The 18,646-nt window shown below is 56.6% G+C and carries 17 protein-coding genes; 14 read left to right on the forward strand and 3 right to left on the reverse strand.

Annotated elements, in window-relative coordinates:
* The first annotated feature begins 102 nt into the window (after window positions 1-102).
* From ACYVHC_RS05550 to ACYVHC_RS05560, 3 genes are all read left to right on the forward strand, one after another.
* The gene (locus tag ACYVHC_RS05550; protein ID WP_460612670.1) at window positions 103-1,353 is read left to right on the forward strand and encodes a zinc dependent phospholipase C family protein; all 1,251 of its coding nucleotides are present in this window, start codon (window positions 103-105) and stop codon (window positions 1,351-1,353) included.
* A 354-nt stretch (window positions 1,354-1,707) separates the two neighbouring features.
* Window positions 1,708-2,613, forward strand: a complete 906-nt coding sequence (locus ACYVHC_RS05555; RefSeq protein ID WP_460612671.1) for a manganese catalase family protein — start codon at window positions 1,708-1,710, stop codon at window positions 2,611-2,613.
* A gap of 168 nt (window positions 2,614-2,781) precedes the next feature.
* Entirely contained in the window at window positions 2,782-3,540 is a 759-nt protein-coding gene (locus ACYVHC_RS05560; protein ID WP_460612672.1) for a peptidylprolyl isomerase, read from the forward strand.
* A 70-nt stretch (window positions 3,541-3,610) separates the two neighbouring features.
* Here ACYVHC_RS05560 and ACYVHC_RS05565 read toward each other — a convergent pair whose 3' ends face one another.
* Window positions 3,611-3,988 carry a hypothetical protein gene (locus ACYVHC_RS05565; RefSeq protein WP_460612673.1) on the reverse strand — a complete coding sequence of 126 codons (378 nt, stop codon included), beginning with the start codon at window positions 3,986-3,988 and terminating at the stop codon, window positions 3,611-3,613.
* Window positions 3,989-4,093: 105 nt separating this feature from the next.
* A complete protein-coding gene (locus ACYVHC_RS05570) occupies window positions 4,094-6,208 on the reverse strand; it encodes a M13 family metallopeptidase (RefSeq protein WP_460612674.1) in 2,115 nt (704 codons plus the stop codon).
* Window positions 6,209-6,539: 331 nt separating this feature from the next.
* On the opposite strand from ACYVHC_RS05570, the gene xseA reads away from it, so the two are divergent.
* The 8 genes from xseA (at window position 6,540) to ACYVHC_RS05610 (ending at window position 11,986) form a co-directional block, all read left to right on the forward strand.
* A complete protein-coding gene (gene xseA / locus ACYVHC_RS05575; RefSeq protein WP_460612675.1) occupies window positions 6,540-8,030 on the forward strand; it encodes an exodeoxyribonuclease VII large subunit in 1,491 nt (496 codons plus the stop codon).
* A 12-nt stretch (window positions 8,031-8,042) separates the two neighbouring features.
* Window positions 8,043-8,261 carry an exodeoxyribonuclease VII small subunit gene (gene xseB / locus ACYVHC_RS05580; RefSeq protein ID WP_460612676.1) on the forward strand — a complete coding sequence of 73 codons (219 nt, stop codon included), beginning with the start codon at window positions 8,043-8,045 and terminating at the stop codon, window positions 8,259-8,261.
* Between the two features lie 87 nt (window positions 8,262-8,348).
* Complete coding sequence (locus ACYVHC_RS05585; RefSeq protein ID WP_460612677.1) at window positions 8,349-8,735, forward strand: hypothetical protein; 387 nt, start codon at window positions 8,349-8,351, stop codon at window positions 8,733-8,735.
* Between the two features lie 78 nt (window positions 8,736-8,813).
* Window positions 8,814-9,446: a hypothetical protein gene (locus tag ACYVHC_RS05590; RefSeq protein ID WP_460612678.1), complete on the forward strand. Its 633-nt coding sequence runs from the start codon at window positions 8,814-8,816 to the stop codon at window positions 9,444-9,446.
* Window positions 9,447-9,479: 33 nt separating this feature from the next.
* The gene (locus ACYVHC_RS05595) at window positions 9,480-9,890 is read left to right on the forward strand and encodes a hypothetical protein (RefSeq protein WP_460612679.1); all 411 of its coding nucleotides are present in this window, start codon (window positions 9,480-9,482) and stop codon (window positions 9,888-9,890) included.
* Between the two features lie 6 nt (window positions 9,891-9,896).
* A complete protein-coding gene (locus tag ACYVHC_RS05600; RefSeq protein WP_460612680.1) occupies window positions 9,897-10,697 on the forward strand; it encodes a hypothetical protein in 801 nt (266 codons plus the stop codon).
* Between the two features lie 51 nt (window positions 10,698-10,748).
* Complete coding sequence (locus ACYVHC_RS05605; protein WP_460612681.1) at window positions 10,749-11,561, forward strand: sensor histidine kinase; 813 nt, start codon at window positions 10,749-10,751, stop codon at window positions 11,559-11,561.
* Window positions 11,558-11,986, forward strand: coding sequence for a response regulator (locus tag ACYVHC_RS05610; RefSeq protein ID WP_460612682.1), 429 nt, complete (start codon window positions 11,558-11,560; stop codon window positions 11,984-11,986). The genes ACYVHC_RS05605 and ACYVHC_RS05610 overlap by 4 nt, the downstream gene beginning before the upstream one ends.
* A gap of 187 nt (window positions 11,987-12,173) precedes the next feature.
* Here the strand turns inward: ACYVHC_RS05610 and ACYVHC_RS05615 are convergent, their stop codons facing one another.
* The gene (locus ACYVHC_RS05615; protein WP_460612683.1) at window positions 12,174-12,530 is read right to left on the reverse strand and encodes an MGMT family protein; all 357 of its coding nucleotides are present in this window, start codon (window positions 12,528-12,530) and stop codon (window positions 12,174-12,176) included.
* A gap of 269 nt (window positions 12,531-12,799) precedes the next feature.
* On the opposite strand from ACYVHC_RS05615, the gene ACYVHC_RS05620 reads away from it, so the two are divergent.
* The 3 genes from ACYVHC_RS05620 to ACYVHC_RS05630 all read left to right on the forward strand — a co-directional run bounded on the left by ACYVHC_RS05620 (window position 12,800) and on the right by ACYVHC_RS05630 (window position 18,643).
* Complete coding sequence (locus ACYVHC_RS05620; protein ID WP_460612684.1) at window positions 12,800-13,963, forward strand: efflux RND transporter periplasmic adaptor subunit; 1,164 nt, start codon at window positions 12,800-12,802, stop codon at window positions 13,961-13,963.
* Between the two features lie 112 nt (window positions 13,964-14,075).
* On the forward strand, window positions 14,076-17,162 hold the full coding sequence (locus ACYVHC_RS05625) for an efflux RND transporter permease subunit (RefSeq protein ID WP_460612685.1): 3,087 nt from the start codon (window positions 14,076-14,078) through the stop codon (window positions 17,160-17,162).
* A gap of 53 nt (window positions 17,163-17,215) precedes the next feature.
* Window positions 17,216-18,643: a TolC family protein gene (locus ACYVHC_RS05630; protein ID WP_460612686.1), complete on the forward strand. Its 1,428-nt coding sequence runs from the start codon at window positions 17,216-17,218 to the stop codon at window positions 18,641-18,643.
* Window positions 18,644-18,646 lie beyond the last annotated feature (3 nt).

Raw genomic sequence — 18,646 nt, forward strand, 5'->3', positions numbered from 1 at the left:
TTGTTGCGGAGGGCTTTTCTGAATCTGACCACGAAAAATCAGCACCGCAACTGCTTCTCTTGTAACTTCGCAAGTGCCTACTCATGACCGTTGTGCTGCCGTATGAAAAAACTTCTGCTCACTCTTTTTATCGTGCTGTTATGCCCGGTGTTGTCGCCGGGTTGGGGCTCTTTTGGGCACCGGACCATCACTCAGCTTGCCGTGTATTCGCTGCCCGCCCCTATGCGGGGCTTTTACTACCGCCACCTGCCCCAGCTGCTGAAACTAAGTTTGGCCGCTGATGAGCGTCGCGACCAAGACCCTGGCGAGGCCAGCAAGCACTTCATCTACATGGACCATTACGGCGACGACCCGTTTGGCCTTATGCCCAAAGCCTGGGATAAAGCAGTAGCCAAATATACCGTTGACACCTTGCGCAAGTATGGCACCCTACCCTGGGCTGTCATCGAAACCCAAGGCAAGCTCACGCAGGCCTTCCGCGAAAAAGATACCACGGCCATTCTGGCGCTATCGGCCGATTTGGGCCACTATGTTGCCGATGCGCACGTACCGCTGCATACCACGCTCAACTACGATGGGCAGCTAACCAAGCAGGAAGGCATTCGGGCGCTCTGGGACAGCAAATTGCCGGAACGCAACATCACCAAGTACAAGCTCGACAACGATCCGGGCCGCTACCAGAAAGACCCCTTGAAGGACATTTGGCAGGTAGTGCAGGAGTCATACGGTTTCCTCGGCGATACTTTCGATAAAGAAGAAGCTATAACTCGCCAGTATACCCCGGAAACTAAGTACATTTTCTCGCACAAATACGGCAAAACCCGGCGCTCCTACTCCGATGCCTTTGCTGACGCCTATCATGAGAAAGTGGGCGGACAGGTGGCGTATCGCCTGAAAATGGCACCCACCATGGTGGCTTCTGTGTGGATGACCGCCTGGAAAGATGCGGGCAGCCCCAACCTGGAACAGATGCTGAAAAAAGCGCCTACCAAAGAGGAAAAAGAAAAGCTGGACGCGGAAATGAAGTTGTGGAAAGACAACGGACTAGTAGAGCAGCAGCAACTGTTTGCCCTCCAGAAGGTGAAGCAGGAAGAGCGGCCCGACCTGATTAACGCTGCTAAGGATATGCAGCCTCTGCCCGCCGATGCAGCACCGGCACCAGCTGCGGCGGCCTCACCAATTCCGGGGGCGCCACCCGTAGCCGAAGGCACTACGAAAGTAAAGGTGAAGAGCAAGCCCGCCGACGGGCCCAGCCAGAAAGAGAAAAACAAGAAAGCCGATAAGTCAGCTGCCAAACCCAAGAAGAAGGCAACTTCCGACGGCTGGGATACCCCAGCCGGCTCCGGCTGGTAAGCTCCTCGGGGCATATCCCAATTTACACGAGCGGTCTGCAACTGAGCGGGCCGCTCGTTTTTTATTTCTTCTTAGGCTACAATCCGAGGATAACTTATTTATATTCAATAATTTACCTACTAGCATTACTTCGTTGATCAACAGCCATACGCAACAGACGTAGGAGCTAGGCTGATCTTCCTTTTCTACCATATACGCGGCACAATACAGGTGTAACTGTTTATTTATCAAGCAAATAACATCGTTTAACATTTGGGCATTTGTTAACGAAGCGGGGTGCCCCTCGTTATATTCGAGGAGGTGAGCTGAGGCAATTGGCCGACAGCTATATGTTTAACCTCAACAATACGCGTTATGATCTTACGGTATGACCGGCTGGCCGTGGAGCTGCCCAAACCCAAAAACCCTTCTCCTAACGATGCCGCCGCCATTCAGGAGCTGCTAGGTGGGAAATACGGTGAAATGTCGACGCTGATGAACTACACGTTCCAGTCGTTCAACTTCCGGGGGCGTAATCGGCTGCGGCCATTCTATGATCTGACGTGCAGTATTGCGGCGGAAGAATATAGCCACATTGAGGCCGTATCCTACGCTATTAACTTGCTCCTGACGGGCCAAACGCCCCGCGGCAAAGACCCCGTGCCGGCCCCACTAGGCGACATGAAGGATGCTCGCAACAGCTACCATTTCCTGAGCAGCGCCCAAGCCGCCGTGCCCTTCGACTCGATGGGCAACCCCTGGACTGGCCAGTATGTGCACGCCAGCGGCAACCTGAAGCTGGATCTGCTGCATAACTTTTTCCTGGAGTGCGGAGCCCGCGCCAACAAAATGCGCGTGTACGAAATGGTATCTGACCCCACGGCTCGTACCATGGTAGGCTACCTGCTGGTGCGTGGCGGGTTGCACGTGGTGGCGTATGCCAAAGCGCTTGAAAAACTAACTGGTGTGGAAGTAAGCAAGCTGGTACCCGTGCCTGAGCTCAGCAACGATGCTTTCCCGGAAGCTAAAAAGCTGCAGGATGAGCAGAAGCTACACCTGAAGCTCTACACCTTCAGCCCCGATGACTACAAGCAGGCCGGCATTATCTGGAACGGTACCCACCCCGAAGATGGCCAGCCGCTGGAGCTAATTCAGGGTGGTTTTGAGGGTGTTCCCTACCCCGAACTTGCCGAGGAACCTCAGCTAAACTCACCTGGCGCCGACGATTATGACCCCCAGATGTTTGCCGACATCGCCAAGAAGATGGGCATCAAGTTATAAGTAGTCAGCTAGTATTTTAAGTTACCATACCAAGGCCCGAATTGTCGTTGTATAGCGGCGGTTCGGGCTTTTGGCTGGGGTAGCGTTTTTCCGGTTGCCATTGACTAAGTGAGGCCCTTTGCTTGTAGGGTAGTATCATTGCGCTTGACTAACCGACGCGTCTGCTTTATGCCTCAGCATCTTTCCCTTTCCGGCTGGCTGATGGCCGCCATACTTACCGGCGCTACCTCCTTGGGGGCTTGCAACCGTACGTCACCCAAGGAAGCAGTTACTGAAACCCCTGCTAAACCAGAGGTACCGGGTCCGGACCTGATGAGTATCTCTGACTCGAACGCAGTAGCTGTGCTTACGGAGTATGGCCGTCAGTATCCGGCCCACGAGGTGCTGCTGCAAACGCGCCACGGCAACATGCGCATCCGCCTCTACGACGATACGCCCCTGCATACCGCTAATTTTCTGCTGCTGAGCCGGAAGGGCGTGTTTGATGAAACGGTGTTCAACCGGGTAGTAAAAGGGTTTGCCGTCCAGGGCGGCACCTCCGACTTCCGCACCATCCGGATGCGCGACTACCACTTGCCACCCGAAATACGGCCCAACCACTACAACAAGCGCGGTGCCTTGGGTATGGCTCGCTACGATGAAAAGGAAAACCCGGGCCGGCTATCCTCCAACAACGACTTTTACATTGTGCAGGGCCAGAAGCTGACGCCGGCTCAGGCCCAAGCTACAGCCGGCCGACAGCTTACCCCCGAGCAGCTTAAAACCTACGCCACCCAAGGCGGCACTCCCAGCCTCGATGGGCAGTACACAGTATTTGGCGAGGTAGTGGAAGGTTTCGAGGTAATTGATAAAATTGCCAACGAGCCCGTCGGCACCGACAGTTGGCCCACCAACGACGTGCATATCAAAATCAAAGTTCTTGACTAGGTTGCTACGTAGCTAAAACCACCTGCTACCGGTTTCACGTGAACTGAGACCTAGTAAACGCACTGCCTACTTACCGCCGCACCGCTACTAATCGGGAGTGCTGCACGTCGCCGGGTTGCTCATAGAGCAGCTCTAGCGCCTCAGGCCGGGTATAGATGAGCGGCTTTTCGGCGAAGAAATTGGGTACACTTACATCAGCTAAAGAGTCAGCTGCGTCTTGGCGAGCCGGGTGCAGGTCAATGTCGGCGGGGCGCACGGCTGCTACCCGATAGAAGTAGTAACGGTGCTCAGGCTTGCCCTGCGGCTGAAACCGCACCACATATACGTCGCCCACCTTAGGATTTTGTACCTGCTGGCGCAGGTCGGCGGTGGTGGGCGCGTGGTTACAGCTACTTACTAGGGTGGCGCTGAACAGCAAGGCCAGGCTGGCGCAAAACAGGTGCTTCATGCCGCTCAAATACGAAAGCTGCTTTTCAAAGTATATTCCTCGTCATAAAAAAAGGCGGTCTGCACTAGGTGCAGACCGCCTTTCAACTAGGTCAGGTTAGTACGACTACCAGATTTTGGCGCGTTCAGCCTGAGCCCGAACCATTTTCGCATCTTCTTTGCAGCCAAAGGCTTCGTAGAATTGCGGCATGTTCATGAGCGGGCCGCTGGTGCGGAACTGAGCCGGGGAGTGCGGATCCGTCATGACCTGCTGACGCAGATACTCCGGACGCGCGTTGGTGCGCCATACTTGCGCCCACGCCAGGAAGAAGCGCTGCTCTGGCGTCAAGCCATCGAACTTCGGCGCCTGGCCATTGGGGTACTGCTTTTTCAGCTGCTTCTGCAGGGCGGTGTACGCCACGCTTAGGCCACCGAGGTCAGCTAGGTTTTCGCCCATGGTCAGCTTGCCGTTCACAAACACCGAGTCAAGTGGCGAGAAAGCGGAGTATTGCTTGCCCACCATATCAGCACGCTGCTCAAACTTGGCGGCGTCTTCCTTAGTCCACCAGTCGCGCAGGTTGCCTTCGGCATCGTACTGGCGGCCCTGGTCATCGAAGCCGTGCGTGATTTCGTGGCCGATTACGGCACCCATACCGCCGTAGTTCACGGCGTCATCGGCGTTGGGGTCGAAGAATGGCGGCTGCATGATACCGGCCGGGAACACGATTTCATTCATCGACGGGTTGTAGTAGGCATTCACCGTGGGTGGCGTCATGCCCCACTCCTGACGGTCAATGGGCTTACCGAATTTGCTCACGTTGTCTTTGAAGCCCCATTCGCGGGCGGCCAGCACGTTTTTCAGGTACGACTCACGCGAGATGTTCAGAGCCGAATAATCCTTCCACTTGTCGGGGTAGCCGATTTTAACGGTGAAGGCAGCTAGCTTTTTCTGCGCTTCGGCTTTGGTGGCGGGGCTCATCCATTCCAGCCCTTGGATGTGCTCGCCCATGGCTTCCTTGATGTTGTTAACCATCTCCTGCGCTTTGCGCTTGGTATCTGGCGTGAAGGCTTTCTCCACGTAGATCTGGCCAAACGCTTCGCCCAGGGCGCCATCCGTAGAGCGCAGCATGCGCTTCCAGCGGGGCTGCTGCTGCTTGGCGCCGCTCAATACCTGCTGGAACCGGAACGACTCATCAGCAAACGCCTTGGGCAGCGCCGACGACAGCGACGTTACTTCGTGCCAGCGCATATAGGTTTTCAGATCGGCCAGCGGCTCAGCCTTCAGCATGGTGCTTACTTCCTTGAAGAAAGCCGGCTGACCAATGATGACCTCTTTCGCCGAGCCTAGTCCCAGCTGGGGCAGCATCGCCGACAGACCCAGGTTCGGAAACTGCTTGTTGGCTTCTGCTACGGTCATCTTGTTATAGTTGGCGTAGGGGTCGCGCAGGTCAACGCGGCTCTTGCTGGCTTTGGCCAGGCGCGTTTCGATACGCATGATGGTCACCGCATTTTTGGCCGCCGTAGCCTCATTCTCGCCCAACATCTTGAAGGTGTTGACGAGATACGTATTGTATGCGGAGCGAATGCCTTTCGAGCGGGCGTCGTCTTTCAGATAATAATCCCGGTCGGGCAGGCTCAGGCCGCCCTGAAACAGCTGCACGGCGTATTGCGTGCTCACTTTATCATCTTGGCCTACATAGCCCGTGAAGAAAGCACCCGTCCGGATGCGCTGCGAGCGAGCAATTTCGCTTTGCAGCCCTTTCAAGTCTTTGATGCCGTTGATGCGGGCCAGCTCCGGCTGCAGGTATTTCAGGCCGGCCTTTTCGATGGCCATCGAGTCCATAGCGGAGCCAAAGTAGTCGCCTACTTTCTGAGCGTTGGACCCTTTGGCGGCGCCCGTGTTCGCCGCAGCTTCGTCCAAAATCTGGCGCATCACGGCGTTGTTCTTGTCGGCTAGCTCATTAAACGAGCCCCACCGTACCTCTGAAGCTGGAATAGGATTGTTTTTCAACCAGTTGCCGGAAGCGTACTGAAAGAAGTCGTCGCAGGGATTAACCGATTTATCAATGTTGGCGACATTGAGTCCGGTGCCTTTCGGATCGGCAGCGGCGGCCGGAGCCGTTTCGGTGGGGGCAGAAGCGGCCGCCGCCGCAGGTGCTGCTGGCTTGCTAGAAGCACAGCCGGCCAGCGAAAGACCCGCTGCCGCAACTGCTGCTAGCGTCAGGCTATTGCGTTTTTTCATAAAACAGAGAAAAGGAGGTGGAATGTGGAAAGCAAGGTAAAAGAAATTCCTGGCTGCACCTCTCCACCCCGCCCAACACAAGGCCGATTTCGGACCGTAGTCTGTGGCCTAGTAAGGATAAAGAGGCAGAAGCGCAGGAAGCAGATGGTTTCGCTAGGCCTTCCGAAGCAGGAAAGCCGCTTTACTAGGGTACCTCTTACACCAAAGCGGAACTGTGGTGTTACAGTATCCAGAGGCAGCGTCCTTACGCCTGTTTATCCTTTTTGAGGGGCTACTCTCTTGCCTTATAATTTCATTCGCTCATTCCCCTTCTGCGTAACTTGCGCATCTGATGCCTTTGTATAACCGCCGGCCTGAAACCAGGCCTTTGTCTGCTGCTTCGCCCTCGTTGCCGCCTGCTGCCCTGCCGCTCAGCGAGCTGCTGGCCCGTGTGCGCCAGACGCTCACCGAGCGGTTTGCCGACTCGTACTGGGTAGTAGCCGAAATTGCTGACCTCACGTTGCCGCGCTACGATGGCGCCCACTGCTACCTCACCCTCACCGACCAACATACTACCGGCCGCGGCGCCCAGCTCAAAGCCCAGGCCCGGGCCACCATCTGGAGCCAGCGGTTTCAGCAGTTGGCGCCGGTGTTTGAGGAGCACACGGGACTTTCGTTGCGTATTGGCCTGAAGGTGATGCTGCGTGTGCAGGTGAAGTTTCATGAGCAGTTTGGCCTGAGCCTCGATGTACTAGCCCTTGACCCGACCTATACCGTTGGCGACCTGGCCCGGCTGCGGCTAGAAACCCTACGTAAGCTGGAGGCCCAGGATTTGCTGGAGCGCCAGAAGCGCCTGACCTTGCCCATTGGGGTGCAGCGCGTGGCCGTTATTTCTTCGCCCACAGCCGCTGGCTGGCAGGATTTTGTGCAGCAGATACAGGAAGCGCCCTACGATTTTGCCCTTACGCTCTTTCCCGCTCTTATGCAGGGCGACGATGCCCCCACCAGCATCATAGCCGCACTTGATGCCATCCGGCAGCGCCGCCAGGAGTACGATGCCGTGGTTATAATCCGGGGCGGGGGTTCCAAAACCGATTTACTAGCCTTTGATGATTACGGCCTCTCGGCGGCGGTGGGCTCCTTCCCGCTACCTATCATCACAGGTATTGGCCACGAGCGGGACGAAGCCGTGGTAGACCTAACGGCCCACACAGCCCTGAAAACGCCTACGGCCGTAGCGGCTTTCCTGATTGAGCGATTAGCCCGGCTAGAAGCGGCCCTGGAAGGCTATGGTGGCCGTATTCGGGAGCTGGCGCAGGCTAGGGTGCAACTGGAAGCCAGCCGCCTGAACCGGTTGCTGCGCCACGCCCACCTGGCAGCCCAGGCCCAACTCCAGGACCAGCGCGAGACCCTGCACCAGCGCATTCGGCTGGCGGCTACTACGCCGCGCGCCCAGCTGCGCCAGCAAGAGCACCTGCTCATCCGGAAGCGCCACCAGCTGCACCGGGCCGCCCGCACCAGCCTGCGCCATCACGAGCAAGGCCTCCGCAAACGCAGCCGCATACTGGCCCGACACTTCCGGCGCCTGCATCACCGGCGCTGCGAGCGGCTGCTCGTGCACCGTTACGAGTTGCAGTTGGCCGCCACCCGTCTGTTGCACCGCGCGGAGCTACGCTTGGCGCAGCTTTCAACCCAACCAGCAGCCGGCACCGTGCGGTTGCTTACGCCCAAAGGCCAGCCGTTTAAAGGCCCCTTCCGGCCGGGCCAGGAAATCCTTTTGCGCCTGCCCGATGCCGTGGTACCGGCCCGCATTGGCGGCCAGCTGCCCTTATTTCTCCCCTAGTAGTTCCTTAGCATGTCGCCCCAAAACCTTACCTACCGCCAGGCCATTGAAGAGCTGGAAACCATCCTGCGCGCCCTCGAAACCGATGCCGTGGATGTAGACGACCTTACGGCTCGCGTGCAGCGCTCCGCCGAGCTGATCCGGCTGTGCAAACAAAAGCTTCGCTCCGCCGAGTCGGCTATTGATCAAGTGTTCGAAAACCTGGAGGAGGAAGACGAGGACGAAGTATAGCCGAAATATGCCGCTTGCCCTAGGTGTCTGATCCTGTATATTTGAGTTTCACGATCTTCACTCTTATCACACCTAGTACTCTGTTGCATGCCTACTTCTGATACGCTTAACAACTCGTTTACACTTGACCAAGCCAGTGACTGGACCCGTCGGTACCGGGAGCAGCACGATGGTAGGGTGAAAGGCCACATCTTTTCGCGTGCTACGTTGGAGGCTATTCTGGCACAACCCAACTGCGAAGGAGTACGCGTGTACTATGGCCGCGACGAGCAAAACGACCGGCGCCTGATTATGGTCGGAATTGATGCTCAGGACAATGATTTGCTGGAAACTCCGCTGCCAGCCGCTCAGAGCTTTGCGGCGCTGGACACAACCGAGGAAAGCCCAATGATGGCTGCCACCGATGCCGGTACCGTTGGCCCTGGCAAGCCTTGCCCGCCTTATTGCAGCACCGAAAATACGCTTAACAGCTAAGCCACTCTGGAAAATCTTGACTCATCTTCCTTGATTTTGCGATTGGCTGACTACTCAGAGCCAGTTGCGTATGCAAGCATGCTGATTCCGTTTGTAGCGGCGCTGATGTGGTGGAAACACCTGTCGGCGCCGTTGCGCATTCTGGGCAGCCTTGCTGGCTTTATGGTCCTGATGTTTGTGCTGTTGCGGTTGGCTGCCTACCTCTGGCACCAAAACATGATCATTGCGCACTTATGCAGCGTAGGTGAAACTATCTTCTATTTAGCGGCCTTTCGCCACGTGCTCAAGTTCCCAGTCCGTTGGTTTACACTGATACTGGCTTCCTTCCTGGTTTTTGCACTCCTTGACACCTTGGTTTGGGAAGGACTAGAGCAGCTGAACTCCTATACCATCGTGCTAGAAAGCTTCATTGGTATTTGCCTAGTGCTGCTATTCCTAGACAAAAAGTTCAGAACGTCCTCATCGGAAAGCCTGCTGGAGCAACCGTTAATTATTGCGGGCATTGGTATCATCCTGTACCTGAACGGAACCGTTTCGGTCTACATCATCAGCAATACCTACATCAGCACCAATGATGTAAACAGCATCATTCTACTGTTCGCCCTCAATAGTATTATGCTGATGATTATGGCGGCTTTTTTCACTTACGCTTTTTATGTAGCCAAGAAAAAAGCAACCTTTAAGCCTGTTCAGATACTGGCACTGCCCTAGTATTGAATACGCTTTCTGACAATGCCTTAGCCCATGGAATTCAACGAACCACTACCTGGCTTTAACCCCACCGCTGGCGCTCCTATTGCGCTGGGCACGGCGGAAGAATGGACGGCCAACTACCGCGCCGAGCCCCTGACGGATGCCGAAACGAATGGCCGCAAGCGCATCAATGCCTACTACTTTGGCAATGACCTGCTCGCTAGTATTCAGCAGCAGGAGGGCTGCGTGGGGTTGCGCTTTTACATGGGGCTAGAGAAAAAGGATGAGAATGGCCAGAAAAAGGAAGAGCCTCAACTACTGGTCGTTGGCGTGGATAAAGACGGGTACGATATTATTCCGCGCCAAACTGCAGCTGGTGCTACGGTATATGCCGATGGGATTGTGGGAGATGGCTCGCAGAAATGCCCGGTAGTGTGCGACCCAACAAGCTCATTGGGTTAACATAGCATGACTCCATTTCTGTCTTTTTTTGACCTTTTGATTCGGATAGGCAAAGGAGACAGTGTTATTCTGCTAGGTATTTTGTGGGGGTTCAATACGCAGCTGTCGGCGGCCCTGCGCCCGTTGCGCTGGTATATATTTTGGGATGCGCTGCTGTATGTACTAGGGGTGTATGGCAGCCGAATGCACCGCAACAATGTACCCACGTTTCATTTCTCAACGCTCTGCGACGTTACGTGCTTAGCACTTATTTACCTGCATCTTTCGCCCAAAAAGGATAAAAAGCTCCTGATCATCGGGTGGCTGTTATTTATAGTATCGGCTATTATCAGCGCGATCTGGACTGACGGCCTCGTGACGAATATTAATACGTTCAGCCGGTTTATTGGAAATTCATTTCTGGTGTTTATAGCCTTACGCCACATGATGAGTTTGGCTATTACCACTCCTACCCTGCGCCCGCTGCACAACCCGGAAATTGTACTCAGCAGTATGGTGGTCATTTATTATTCGTGCACCACGCTTGTGATTATTGCTCAAGACTTACCGCGCTACGCCCTGTTGCCGCAGTTCAGTTTACTTAGTAAAATGTATACGACCAGCCCCACGTTTGCTACCCTGAGTTTGCTGCCGTATCCGTTTCTGCGTGCCATACGGCTGGGGCTGCTCATATACCTGATTAACCTGTTTCCGCTGGGTGTGCGCCCGAGGCGGGCGCTACCGCGCTGGCTGCGGTTTCGGGTGGGGTGGCGCCCCCCAACGGAACCTCCACAATATCGAATATTACCTGCCCATCTAGTCAGGTAAACCCTGTATCTTGGCCCCCTGATATAGCTATCTGCTGCCCGCCTCGCATCCATGCCCGACGCACTGCTTCCCTTAATCCTCGTGACGCCAATCCTGCTGCTGCTGGCGCTGGGTATCGTGGGCTTTGTGGTGCGCTACCAACGGCGTCTGATTCAGCAACAGCAGGAAATGCAGGCCATGCAGGAAGAGTCGCAGCAACAGGCACTGGAAGCGGCCCTGCTGGCCCAGGAAGATGAGCGCCGCCGCATTGCCGGCGACCTGCACGATGGCGTAGGCACCACGCTGGCCATTGTCAAGCTCCACCTCAACACGCTCAACCAACCCGATTTAACCCAGGAAGCTACTATTCTGCTAGACCAGGCCATTAATGAAGTGCGCCGCATCTCGCGCAACCTGCTGCCCGCGGCCCTGCAGAAGTTTGGGCTTCCCTTCGCCCTAGAGGCGCTGGCCCGCACCATGCCGCCAGATGGCCCTACGCAGGTAGAAATAGAGCAGCACGGCACCCCACGCCGACTAGAGCCCAAGCACGAGCTGATTGTGTACCGCGTGGTGCAGGAACTGCTAGGCAACGGCCTGCGCCACGCCCACGCCGGCCACATCCGGATTGTGGTAGAATTCGGCTCCGACTCGCTGGCCCTGTGCTATTCTGATAACGGCGTCGGCTTCGACCCCACCCTTGCCGATCAACCTCCCTTGCCTGGCATTCGTACTGGCCTAGGGCTCACCAATTTGCGAAGCCGCGTGGCCGTACTGCGCGGTACGCTGCGCCACGAGTCTGCTCCCGGCCAGGGCACCCGCGTCTGGGTAACCTTGCCCCTGCCCTACCTCGCTACCAATCAGCCCTCTAGTCTTTCCTTAGTATGAGCACACCTGCTATCAAACTGGCCGTAGTCGACGACCACATTTTATTTCGCAAAGGCTTACGGGCGCTCATCAGCGGCTTTCCGGGGATGGAAGTTGTGTTTGAGGCCGGCGACGGGCAGGAGCTGCTGGAGCGCCTCGACCAGGGCACGATTCCGCATGTGGTGCTGATGGACCTGCAAATGCCCGTACTTGATGGCCTCCAGACGGTGCGGCTGCTACGGGCCCAGTATCCGCAGGTGCGCACCATCATCATTTCTATGCACGATGAGCCTGAGCTGATTGACTCTTTGCGGGCCGAAGGGGCGCACGGCTACCTGCTCAAAAACGCTAGCCCCGAGGAGGTGCTGAAGGCCATCCAGACGGTGATCAACATTGCCCCTAACACTGGCTCATCTACCCATTCTGCCCTTACCATTTCATTCTAACTTCCAGCCGGAATGGGCTGAGCTGACTAGTGTGCTGCCGGTTTTCACTGAAAAGGGCGCTTCATCCAGAAGCGCCCTTTTCGTTCGTTATGGTTTCGGCAGAGCGAGCCAAGCCGATTACATCGGTTTGGCTGCCTTCAAGGCCTAGTAAAACAGGTACGTAGACGCTTGGCGTTCTGCGGGCAGCTTATTCCAGTTCTGCGGAAGGGTCCCAGAACAGGCGTTTGAATTCTACCACCTGGTCATCCTGCACCTGAATGCCTTCTGCTTCCAGCGCCTCCTGCATGGCCGTTGGCGAGGCATAGTGCAGCTTGCCGGTGAGCAACCCCAAGCGGTTGATGACCCGGTGCGCAGGCACGTACGCCTCGGCGGTGTGGGCGGCCATCATGGCCCATCCTACCATGCGTGCGCCGTGCCTAGCCCCCAGATAATGCGCAATGGCCCCATACGTTGTGACCCGGCCTTGCGGCACCAGGCGCACCACCTCATGCACTTCCTGAAAGAAATTACGCTGCTTTTCGGTGGGGTTGCGGGATACAGACATGCAGCAGGGCGATAGGGTTTAGAAGTCAGGAAGGGCTAGCGCTACAAAGCTACACTACGCAACGTACCAGCCGAAACAGCCCGGCCCGCTTTGCCGCCTTTGCCCTTGTTCTCGAGGTGCCTCGCGCAACCTCGCCCCGTTTTTTGTGTCTTACCCCCGCCTACAAGCCTCCTACCCCTCGTCTTAACCTAAACCTGCTTGTACGCGTTGTGACTGTGGCACTTCCTGCCCACACACTGCGTTAAACCGGGCCCACTCCTTAGAGGTACATGCAAACCCAAGAACACATCGAACAAGACGTAACCGAAACCCGCTCTGGCAACACCGGCCGCCGCATCATCTGGATGCTGGTGGCGTTGGCCATTGTAGGGGCGCTGGCGTTTATCAAAATAACGTACTTCCCCTCCCAGACGGCCGAAAAAGGCGGCGGTAAAGGCGGAGCTGGTGGTGGTAAAGGTGCCGCCGGAGGCGCTGGCCCTGGTGCCAAGGGCAGCGGACAAAAGCTACCGGTAGAGGTGTACGTAGTGAAAACCACCAACCTTGCCGATGAAGTAGCCGCTACGGGCTCTATTCTGGCGGAGGAGTCGGTAGTTATTAAAAGCGAAATTTCGGGCAAGATTACCAGCCTCAACATCAAGGAAGGCCAGCCGGTGCGCAAAGGGCAGCTACTGCTGAGCATCAACGCCGACGAAATTCAATCGAATCTGCGCAAGCAGGAGTACAACATTAAGTTGTTTCGGGACCAGGAGCGCCGCCAGAAAACCCTGCTCGATAAAGAATACATCAGCGCCCAGGAATACGAGCAAGCCAACAACCAGCTGCTCACGGCTCAGGCCGATTTGGCGACGCTACGTGCTTCGCTGGCTAAAGCATACGTGCGGGCACCCTTCGATGGCGTGCTGGGCCTGACTACCGCAACTGTGGGCACGTACGTGAGCCCCGGCGCCGAAATCACGACTCTTTCGCGCGTGAAACCGGTTAAAATTGACTTCACCGTGCCCAGCCGTTTTGCGAACCTAGTGCGCACCGGCGACCCCATCACGATTACCGACGAAGCCTCCAACAAGAAGTACGAGGCCAAGGTGTACGCCCTCGACCCTCAGATTGACCCCGTGAGCCGCACCCAAACCGTGCGGGCCCGCTACGCCAACACCCAAAACGAACTGCGTCCCGGCGCCTTCGTGAAGGTAAACCTCCAGCTGGGCCAGACCTCCGAAGCCTTGCAGGTACCCACTGAAACCGTTATTCCGGAAGCTTCCGGCTATAGCGTATACACGGTGGAAAACGGCAAAATGGTACCCAAGAAGGTGAAGATTGGGGTGCGCTCCGACCGCCTGATTCAGATTACGGATGGCCTAGCCGTTGGCGACTCGGTTATCCGGACTGGTATTCTGCAGGTTAAACCCGGCGACGCCGTACGGGTCACTAAGTAACATTCCACGCAGTTGGCTGTGGTAATCTAAGCCTTGGCAAGCAGCGCCGGCTTATCCGCTTGGGCATTCATTGCCTTACCACTATCCAACCCTGCGAGATAATAGTACGAATATGAGCTTATCCTCCACCAGTATTAACCGGCCCGTGCTCGCCATTGTGATGAGCCTGGTCATCGTGATTTTCGGGGTGATTGGGTTTCGCTACCTCAGCGTGCGGGAGTACCCGAGCGTCGACCCACCCATCATCACGGTATCAGCTTCCTACACCGGCGCCTCGGCCGATGTTATGCAGGGCCAGGTAACGGAACCGTTGGAAGAAGCCCTCAACGGCATCCAGGGCATCAAGAACCTGACCTCCAACAGCCGCGACGGCCGCACTCAGATTACCGTAGAGTTCGACCTCGACGCCGACCTAGAAACGGCCGCTAACGACGTGCGCGACAAGGTATCGGGGGCACAGGGCCGCCTGCCGCGCGATATCGACCCGCCGGTAGTGAGTAAGGCCAACGCCGACTCGCAGCCCATTGTGATGACCTACATGAGCAGCAACAAGCGCACCTTGCTCGAGCTGACGGACTTTGCCAACAATACGCTAAAGGAGCGCCTCCAAACCATTCCCGGCGTTTCCGAAATCCGGGTGTATGGCGAGCGGAAATACTCCATGCGCCTGTGGCTTGACCCGGTGAAGCTGTCAGCCCTAGGCGTATCGCCGGTGGATGTGCAGGCAGCCCTTACCCGCGAAAACGTGGAGCTGCCTAGCGGCGCGGTACAGGGCGAAGCCACCCAACTGACCTTGCGCACTATGGGTCGGCTTTCTACCGTCGAGGATTTCAACAACCTGATTATTCGCAAAGACGAAGCCTCCCTGGTACGCCTTTCTGACATTGGCTACGCGGAACTCTACCCCGAAAACGACCAAACCATTTTCAAGGTAAATGGCGTGCCGATGGTGGGTTTGGCCGTAATTCCGCAGCCTGGCTCCAACCAGATTGACATTGCCGATGAGTTTAACAAGCGCATCGAGCTCTATGGCAAAGATTTGCCTAAGGACCTGGTCCTAAAGCCGGGCTTCGATAACTCGGTGTTCATTCGCAAGTCCATCACGGAAGTAGAGCACACCATCATCGAGGCTTTCGTGCTGGTAGTAATCATCATTTTCCTGTTCCTGCGCGACTGGCGTTCCACTATTATTCCAGTGGTAGCCATTCCGGTGTCGTTGGTGGGTATCTTCTTCGTGATGTACCTGATGAACTTCTCCATCAACGTACTCACGCTCCTGGCCATTGTGCTGGCCATTGGTCTGGTAGTAGATGACGCCATTGTGGTGCTGGAGAACATCTACTCGCGAATTGAGGAAGGCGAAGACCCCAAAACGGCCGCCATCAAAGGCTCTGAGGAGATTCTGATGGCCGTAATCAGTACCACGGTGGTACTGGCGGCGGTGTTCCTACCCGTAGTATTCCTGACGGGTATCACGGGGCGCCTGTTCCGCGAGTTTGGCATTGTGGTAGCCGGTTCGGTACTCATTTCGGCCTTCGTCTCGTTGACCTTAACGCCCATGATGTGCTCGGTGCTACTGAAGCGCGAGGAAAAGCACAACTGGTTTTACCGAAAAACCGAGCCCTTCTTCGTGAAGATGATTGGCGGCTACCAGGACAGCCTGCAAACCTTCCTGCGCAACCGCTGGCTGGCTTGGCTGGTGGTAGTAGGCACCGGCGTGGGCATCTGGTATTTCATGAAAGTGATTCCCTCTGAGCTAGCCCCCGTGGAGGACCGAAGCCGCGTAAACGTGAATGCCACGGGCCCGGAAGGTGCCTCATTTGAGTTTATGGATAAGTATATGACTCAGCTCACGCAGCTGGCCATGGACTCGACGGGCCAGCGAAACCTGAGCAGCGTATTTGCCGTGACCTCGCCGGGTTTTGGCGGAGGCTCTAACTCCGGTATTGCACGGGTGCTGCTGCTTGATGCCGACGAACGGGAAGTAGGCCAGCAGCAGATTTCCGACAAGCTCAGTGCAGGGGTGAAGCGCCTACCGGCGGCCCGCACCTCGGTTTCGCAAGACCAGAGTATTGGTGGCGGTGGCGGCGGCTTGCCGGTGCAGTTCGTAATCCAGACCCAGGACTTCGATAAGCTCCGCACGGCAGTACCGAAGTTTCTGGATGCTGCCCGCCAAGACCCCACGTTCCAGTTCGTAGACGTAAACCTGAAATTCAACAAGCCGGAGCTGCGCGTAAACATCGACCGCGAAAAGGCGCAAAGCCTGGGCGTGTCGGTACAGAGCATCAGCCAGACGTTGCAGTCGGGTTTGAGCGGGCAGCGCTACGGTTACTTTATCCGGGAAGGCAAGCAGTATCAAATTATTGGGCAGGTAGCGCGCGAAGACCGCAGCCAGCCCTTGGATGTACGCCTGCTTTCGGTGAAGAACGCCAACGGCGAGTTGATTCAGCTGGATAACGTAATCCGGCTGGAGGAAAGCAGCACCCCGCCGCAGCTCTACCGCTTCAACCGCTACAACTCGGCCACCTTCTCGGCCTCGCTAGCCCCCGGCCGTACCCTCGGCGACGGTATTGCGGCCATGCAGGCTATTGCCGACAAAAACCTCGACGATACCTTCTCGACAGAACTTGCCGGCGCCTCCCGCGACTTCCAGGAAAGCTCTTCGTCGTTGGTGTTTGCGTTCGGTTTGGCCCTAGTACTTATTTATCTGGTGCTGGCGGCTCAGTTTGAAAGCTTCCGCGACCCGGTTATCATCATGGTGACGGTACCGCTGGCGCTTTCTGGCGCGTTACTGAGCCTGTGGTACTTCAACCAGACGCTTAACCTGTTCTCCCAAATTGGCATTATCATGCTGGTAGGGCTAGTAACTAAGAACGGTATCTTGATTGTGGAATTTGCCAACCAACAGGTGGAGAACGGCAAAGACTACATGACCGGCCTGATTGAAGGCGCCACGGCCCGCTTCCGCCCAATTTTGATGACCTCGTTGTGCGCCATTCTGGGTATTCTGCCGATTGCGGTGGCGTCGGGTGCGGGTGCCCTGAGCCGCCGGGCCATGGGTATTGGGGTAGTAGGCGGTTTGTTTTTTGCCACGGCACTTACCCTGTACGTGGTGCCCGTGATGTACTCGTATTTCGCCACGGCTAAAAAGCATAAGCACAAGCAGCCGGAAGCCGAAGAAAAAGCCGTAGCAGCGTAATTTTGATGTATTCCTCTTGTTCGCCGCGCTCCTTTCAGCCGTTGATTTCCTCCATGCGCCGTCCCCTCGTTTTTGCGATTCTGTTAGCTGCCTCTCCCCTGGCCGTGCTGGCGCAGCAGCCAGTACTGCCTTCTGGTAAGCCGACAACTACGCCGCAGAGCAAGCCCCAAACAGAAAAGCCCGAAACTGTAAATTCGGCGCCCTTCCTGACGCTGGCCGATGCCATCCGGATTGGAGTTGAAAACAACTATGACATTCGCCTTTCCAGGCAGGATGTGCGCATTGCCGAGAACAACGTAACCCGCGGCAATGCCGGGCAGCTGCCCACCGTAAATGGCAACCTTACCCGTACCTTCAACCGCAACAATGTGCGGCAGGAGTCGTCGAGCCGGCCCGAGCCTAGCATTGCCAACAATGCCAAGTCGAACCTGCTAAACACGAACGTAACCGCCACCTGGACCATTTTTGATGGCTTTGGGATGTTCATTGCCTACGACCGCCTCAAGGCCCTGGAGCAAAGTCAGCGGCAGCTTACGCGCGCTACGGTAGAGGAAACGGTAGCCAGCATCACCGATGCGTATTTTGTAGTAGTCCGGGAATCAGGCAAAATCAACTCCATTGAGGAAGCCCTGAAAATAGGCCAAGCCCGCATTGACTTAACCCAGGCGCGGGTAGATGTAGGAGTGAGTGCCAAGGTAGAGGTGCTCACGGCCCGCGTGGACTACAACGCCGACCGCTCGGTGCTCATTCAGCAGCAGGAAGCGCTGAAAACGGCTAAAATCAACCTCAACAACCTGCTGGGCCGCAACCCCAACCTCGATTTTCAGCCCCAAAACTCGATTGTGGTAGCGCAGGACCTGGAGCGGGAAGCGGTGTTGCAGGCGGTGCGCCAGAACAACCCGCGGTTGCAACAGGCCCGCACCAATATCGAAGTGGCCGACTATGACCGCCGCTTGGTTCGGGCGTCGCGGTTTCCGCAAATCGGGCTTACCTCCGGGTATGGCCTGAACCGCAACATCAACGGCGCCGCCTTCTTCGGTACGCAGCTGGTAACCAACACGGGCCGCACGTATGGCCTCAACTATGGGGTAGTAGCCACGGTGCCCATCTTCGATGGGTTTAACCGCAACCGCCTGGAGCAGAATGCGCGCATTGCCGGCGACCAAAGTCGCCTCCAACTCGAGCAAACGCAACTCCAGCTTGATGCCGAGGCCGAACAGGCATACGCCCAATACCAGAACCGCCTGCAACTGCTGGAGTTGGAGGAATCGAACATACTGCTAGCCCGCGAAAATGTGGCCATTGCCCTGGAGCGCTACCGCCTTGGGCTCCTGACGCCCCTAGCGTTGCGGGAGGCCCAGCGTAGCCAGCTCGACGCCGAAGTGCGCCTGCTCGATATCCGGTACCAGGCCAAACAGGCTGAGATTGTACTGCGCCGCCTGAGCAGCGGTTTGGTGCGCGAGAATACCACCCAGCCGTAACCT

It is taken from the genome of Hymenobacter seoulensis, from assembly GCF_054780535.1.

Coding starts and splice junctions, on each gene's coding strand:
- ACYVHC_RS05550 (WP_460612670.1), top strand. CDS start 103: ATGAAAAAACTTCTGCTCACTCTTTTTATCGTGCTGTTATGCCCGGTG.
- ACYVHC_RS05555 (WP_460612671.1), top strand. CDS start 1,708: ATGATCTTACGGTATGACCGGCTGGCCGTGGAGCTGCCCAAACCCAAA.
- ACYVHC_RS05560 (WP_460612672.1), top strand. CDS start 2,782: ATGCCTCAGCATCTTTCCCTTTCCGGCTGGCTGATGGCCGCCATACTT.
- ACYVHC_RS05565 (WP_460612673.1), bottom strand. CDS start 3,988: ATGAAGCACCTGTTTTGCGCCAGCCTGGCCTTGCTGTTCAGCGCCACC.
- ACYVHC_RS05570 (WP_460612674.1), bottom strand. CDS start 6,208: ATGAAAAAACGCAATAGCCTGACGCTAGCAGCAGTTGCGGCAGCGGGT.
- xseA (WP_460612675.1), top strand. CDS start 6,540: ATGCCTTTGTATAACCGCCGGCCTGAAACCAGGCCTTTGTCTGCTGCT.
- xseB (WP_460612676.1), top strand. CDS start 8,043: ATGTCGCCCCAAAACCTTACCTACCGCCAGGCCATTGAAGAGCTGGAA.
- ACYVHC_RS05585 (WP_460612677.1), top strand. CDS start 8,349: ATGCCTACTTCTGATACGCTTAACAACTCGTTTACACTTGACCAAGCC.
- ACYVHC_RS05590 (WP_460612678.1), top strand. CDS start 8,814: ATGCTGATTCCGTTTGTAGCGGCGCTGATGTGGTGGAAACACCTGTCG.
- ACYVHC_RS05595 (WP_460612679.1), top strand. CDS start 9,480: ATGGAATTCAACGAACCACTACCTGGCTTTAACCCCACCGCTGGCGCT.
- ACYVHC_RS05600 (WP_460612680.1), top strand. CDS start 9,897: ATGACTCCATTTCTGTCTTTTTTTGACCTTTTGATTCGGATAGGCAAA.
- ACYVHC_RS05605 (WP_460612681.1), top strand. CDS start 10,749: ATGCCCGACGCACTGCTTCCCTTAATCCTCGTGACGCCAATCCTGCTG.
- ACYVHC_RS05610 (WP_460612682.1), top strand. CDS start 11,558: ATGAGCACACCTGCTATCAAACTGGCCGTAGTCGACGACCACATTTTA.
- ACYVHC_RS05615 (WP_460612683.1), bottom strand. CDS start 12,530: ATGTCTGTATCCCGCAACCCCACCGAAAAGCAGCGTAATTTCTTTCAG.
- ACYVHC_RS05620 (WP_460612684.1), top strand. CDS start 12,800: ATGCAAACCCAAGAACACATCGAACAAGACGTAACCGAAACCCGCTCT.
- ACYVHC_RS05625 (WP_460612685.1), top strand. CDS start 14,076: ATGAGCTTATCCTCCACCAGTATTAACCGGCCCGTGCTCGCCATTGTG.
- ACYVHC_RS05630 (WP_460612686.1), top strand. CDS start 17,216: ATGCGCCGTCCCCTCGTTTTTGCGATTCTGTTAGCTGCCTCTCCCCTG.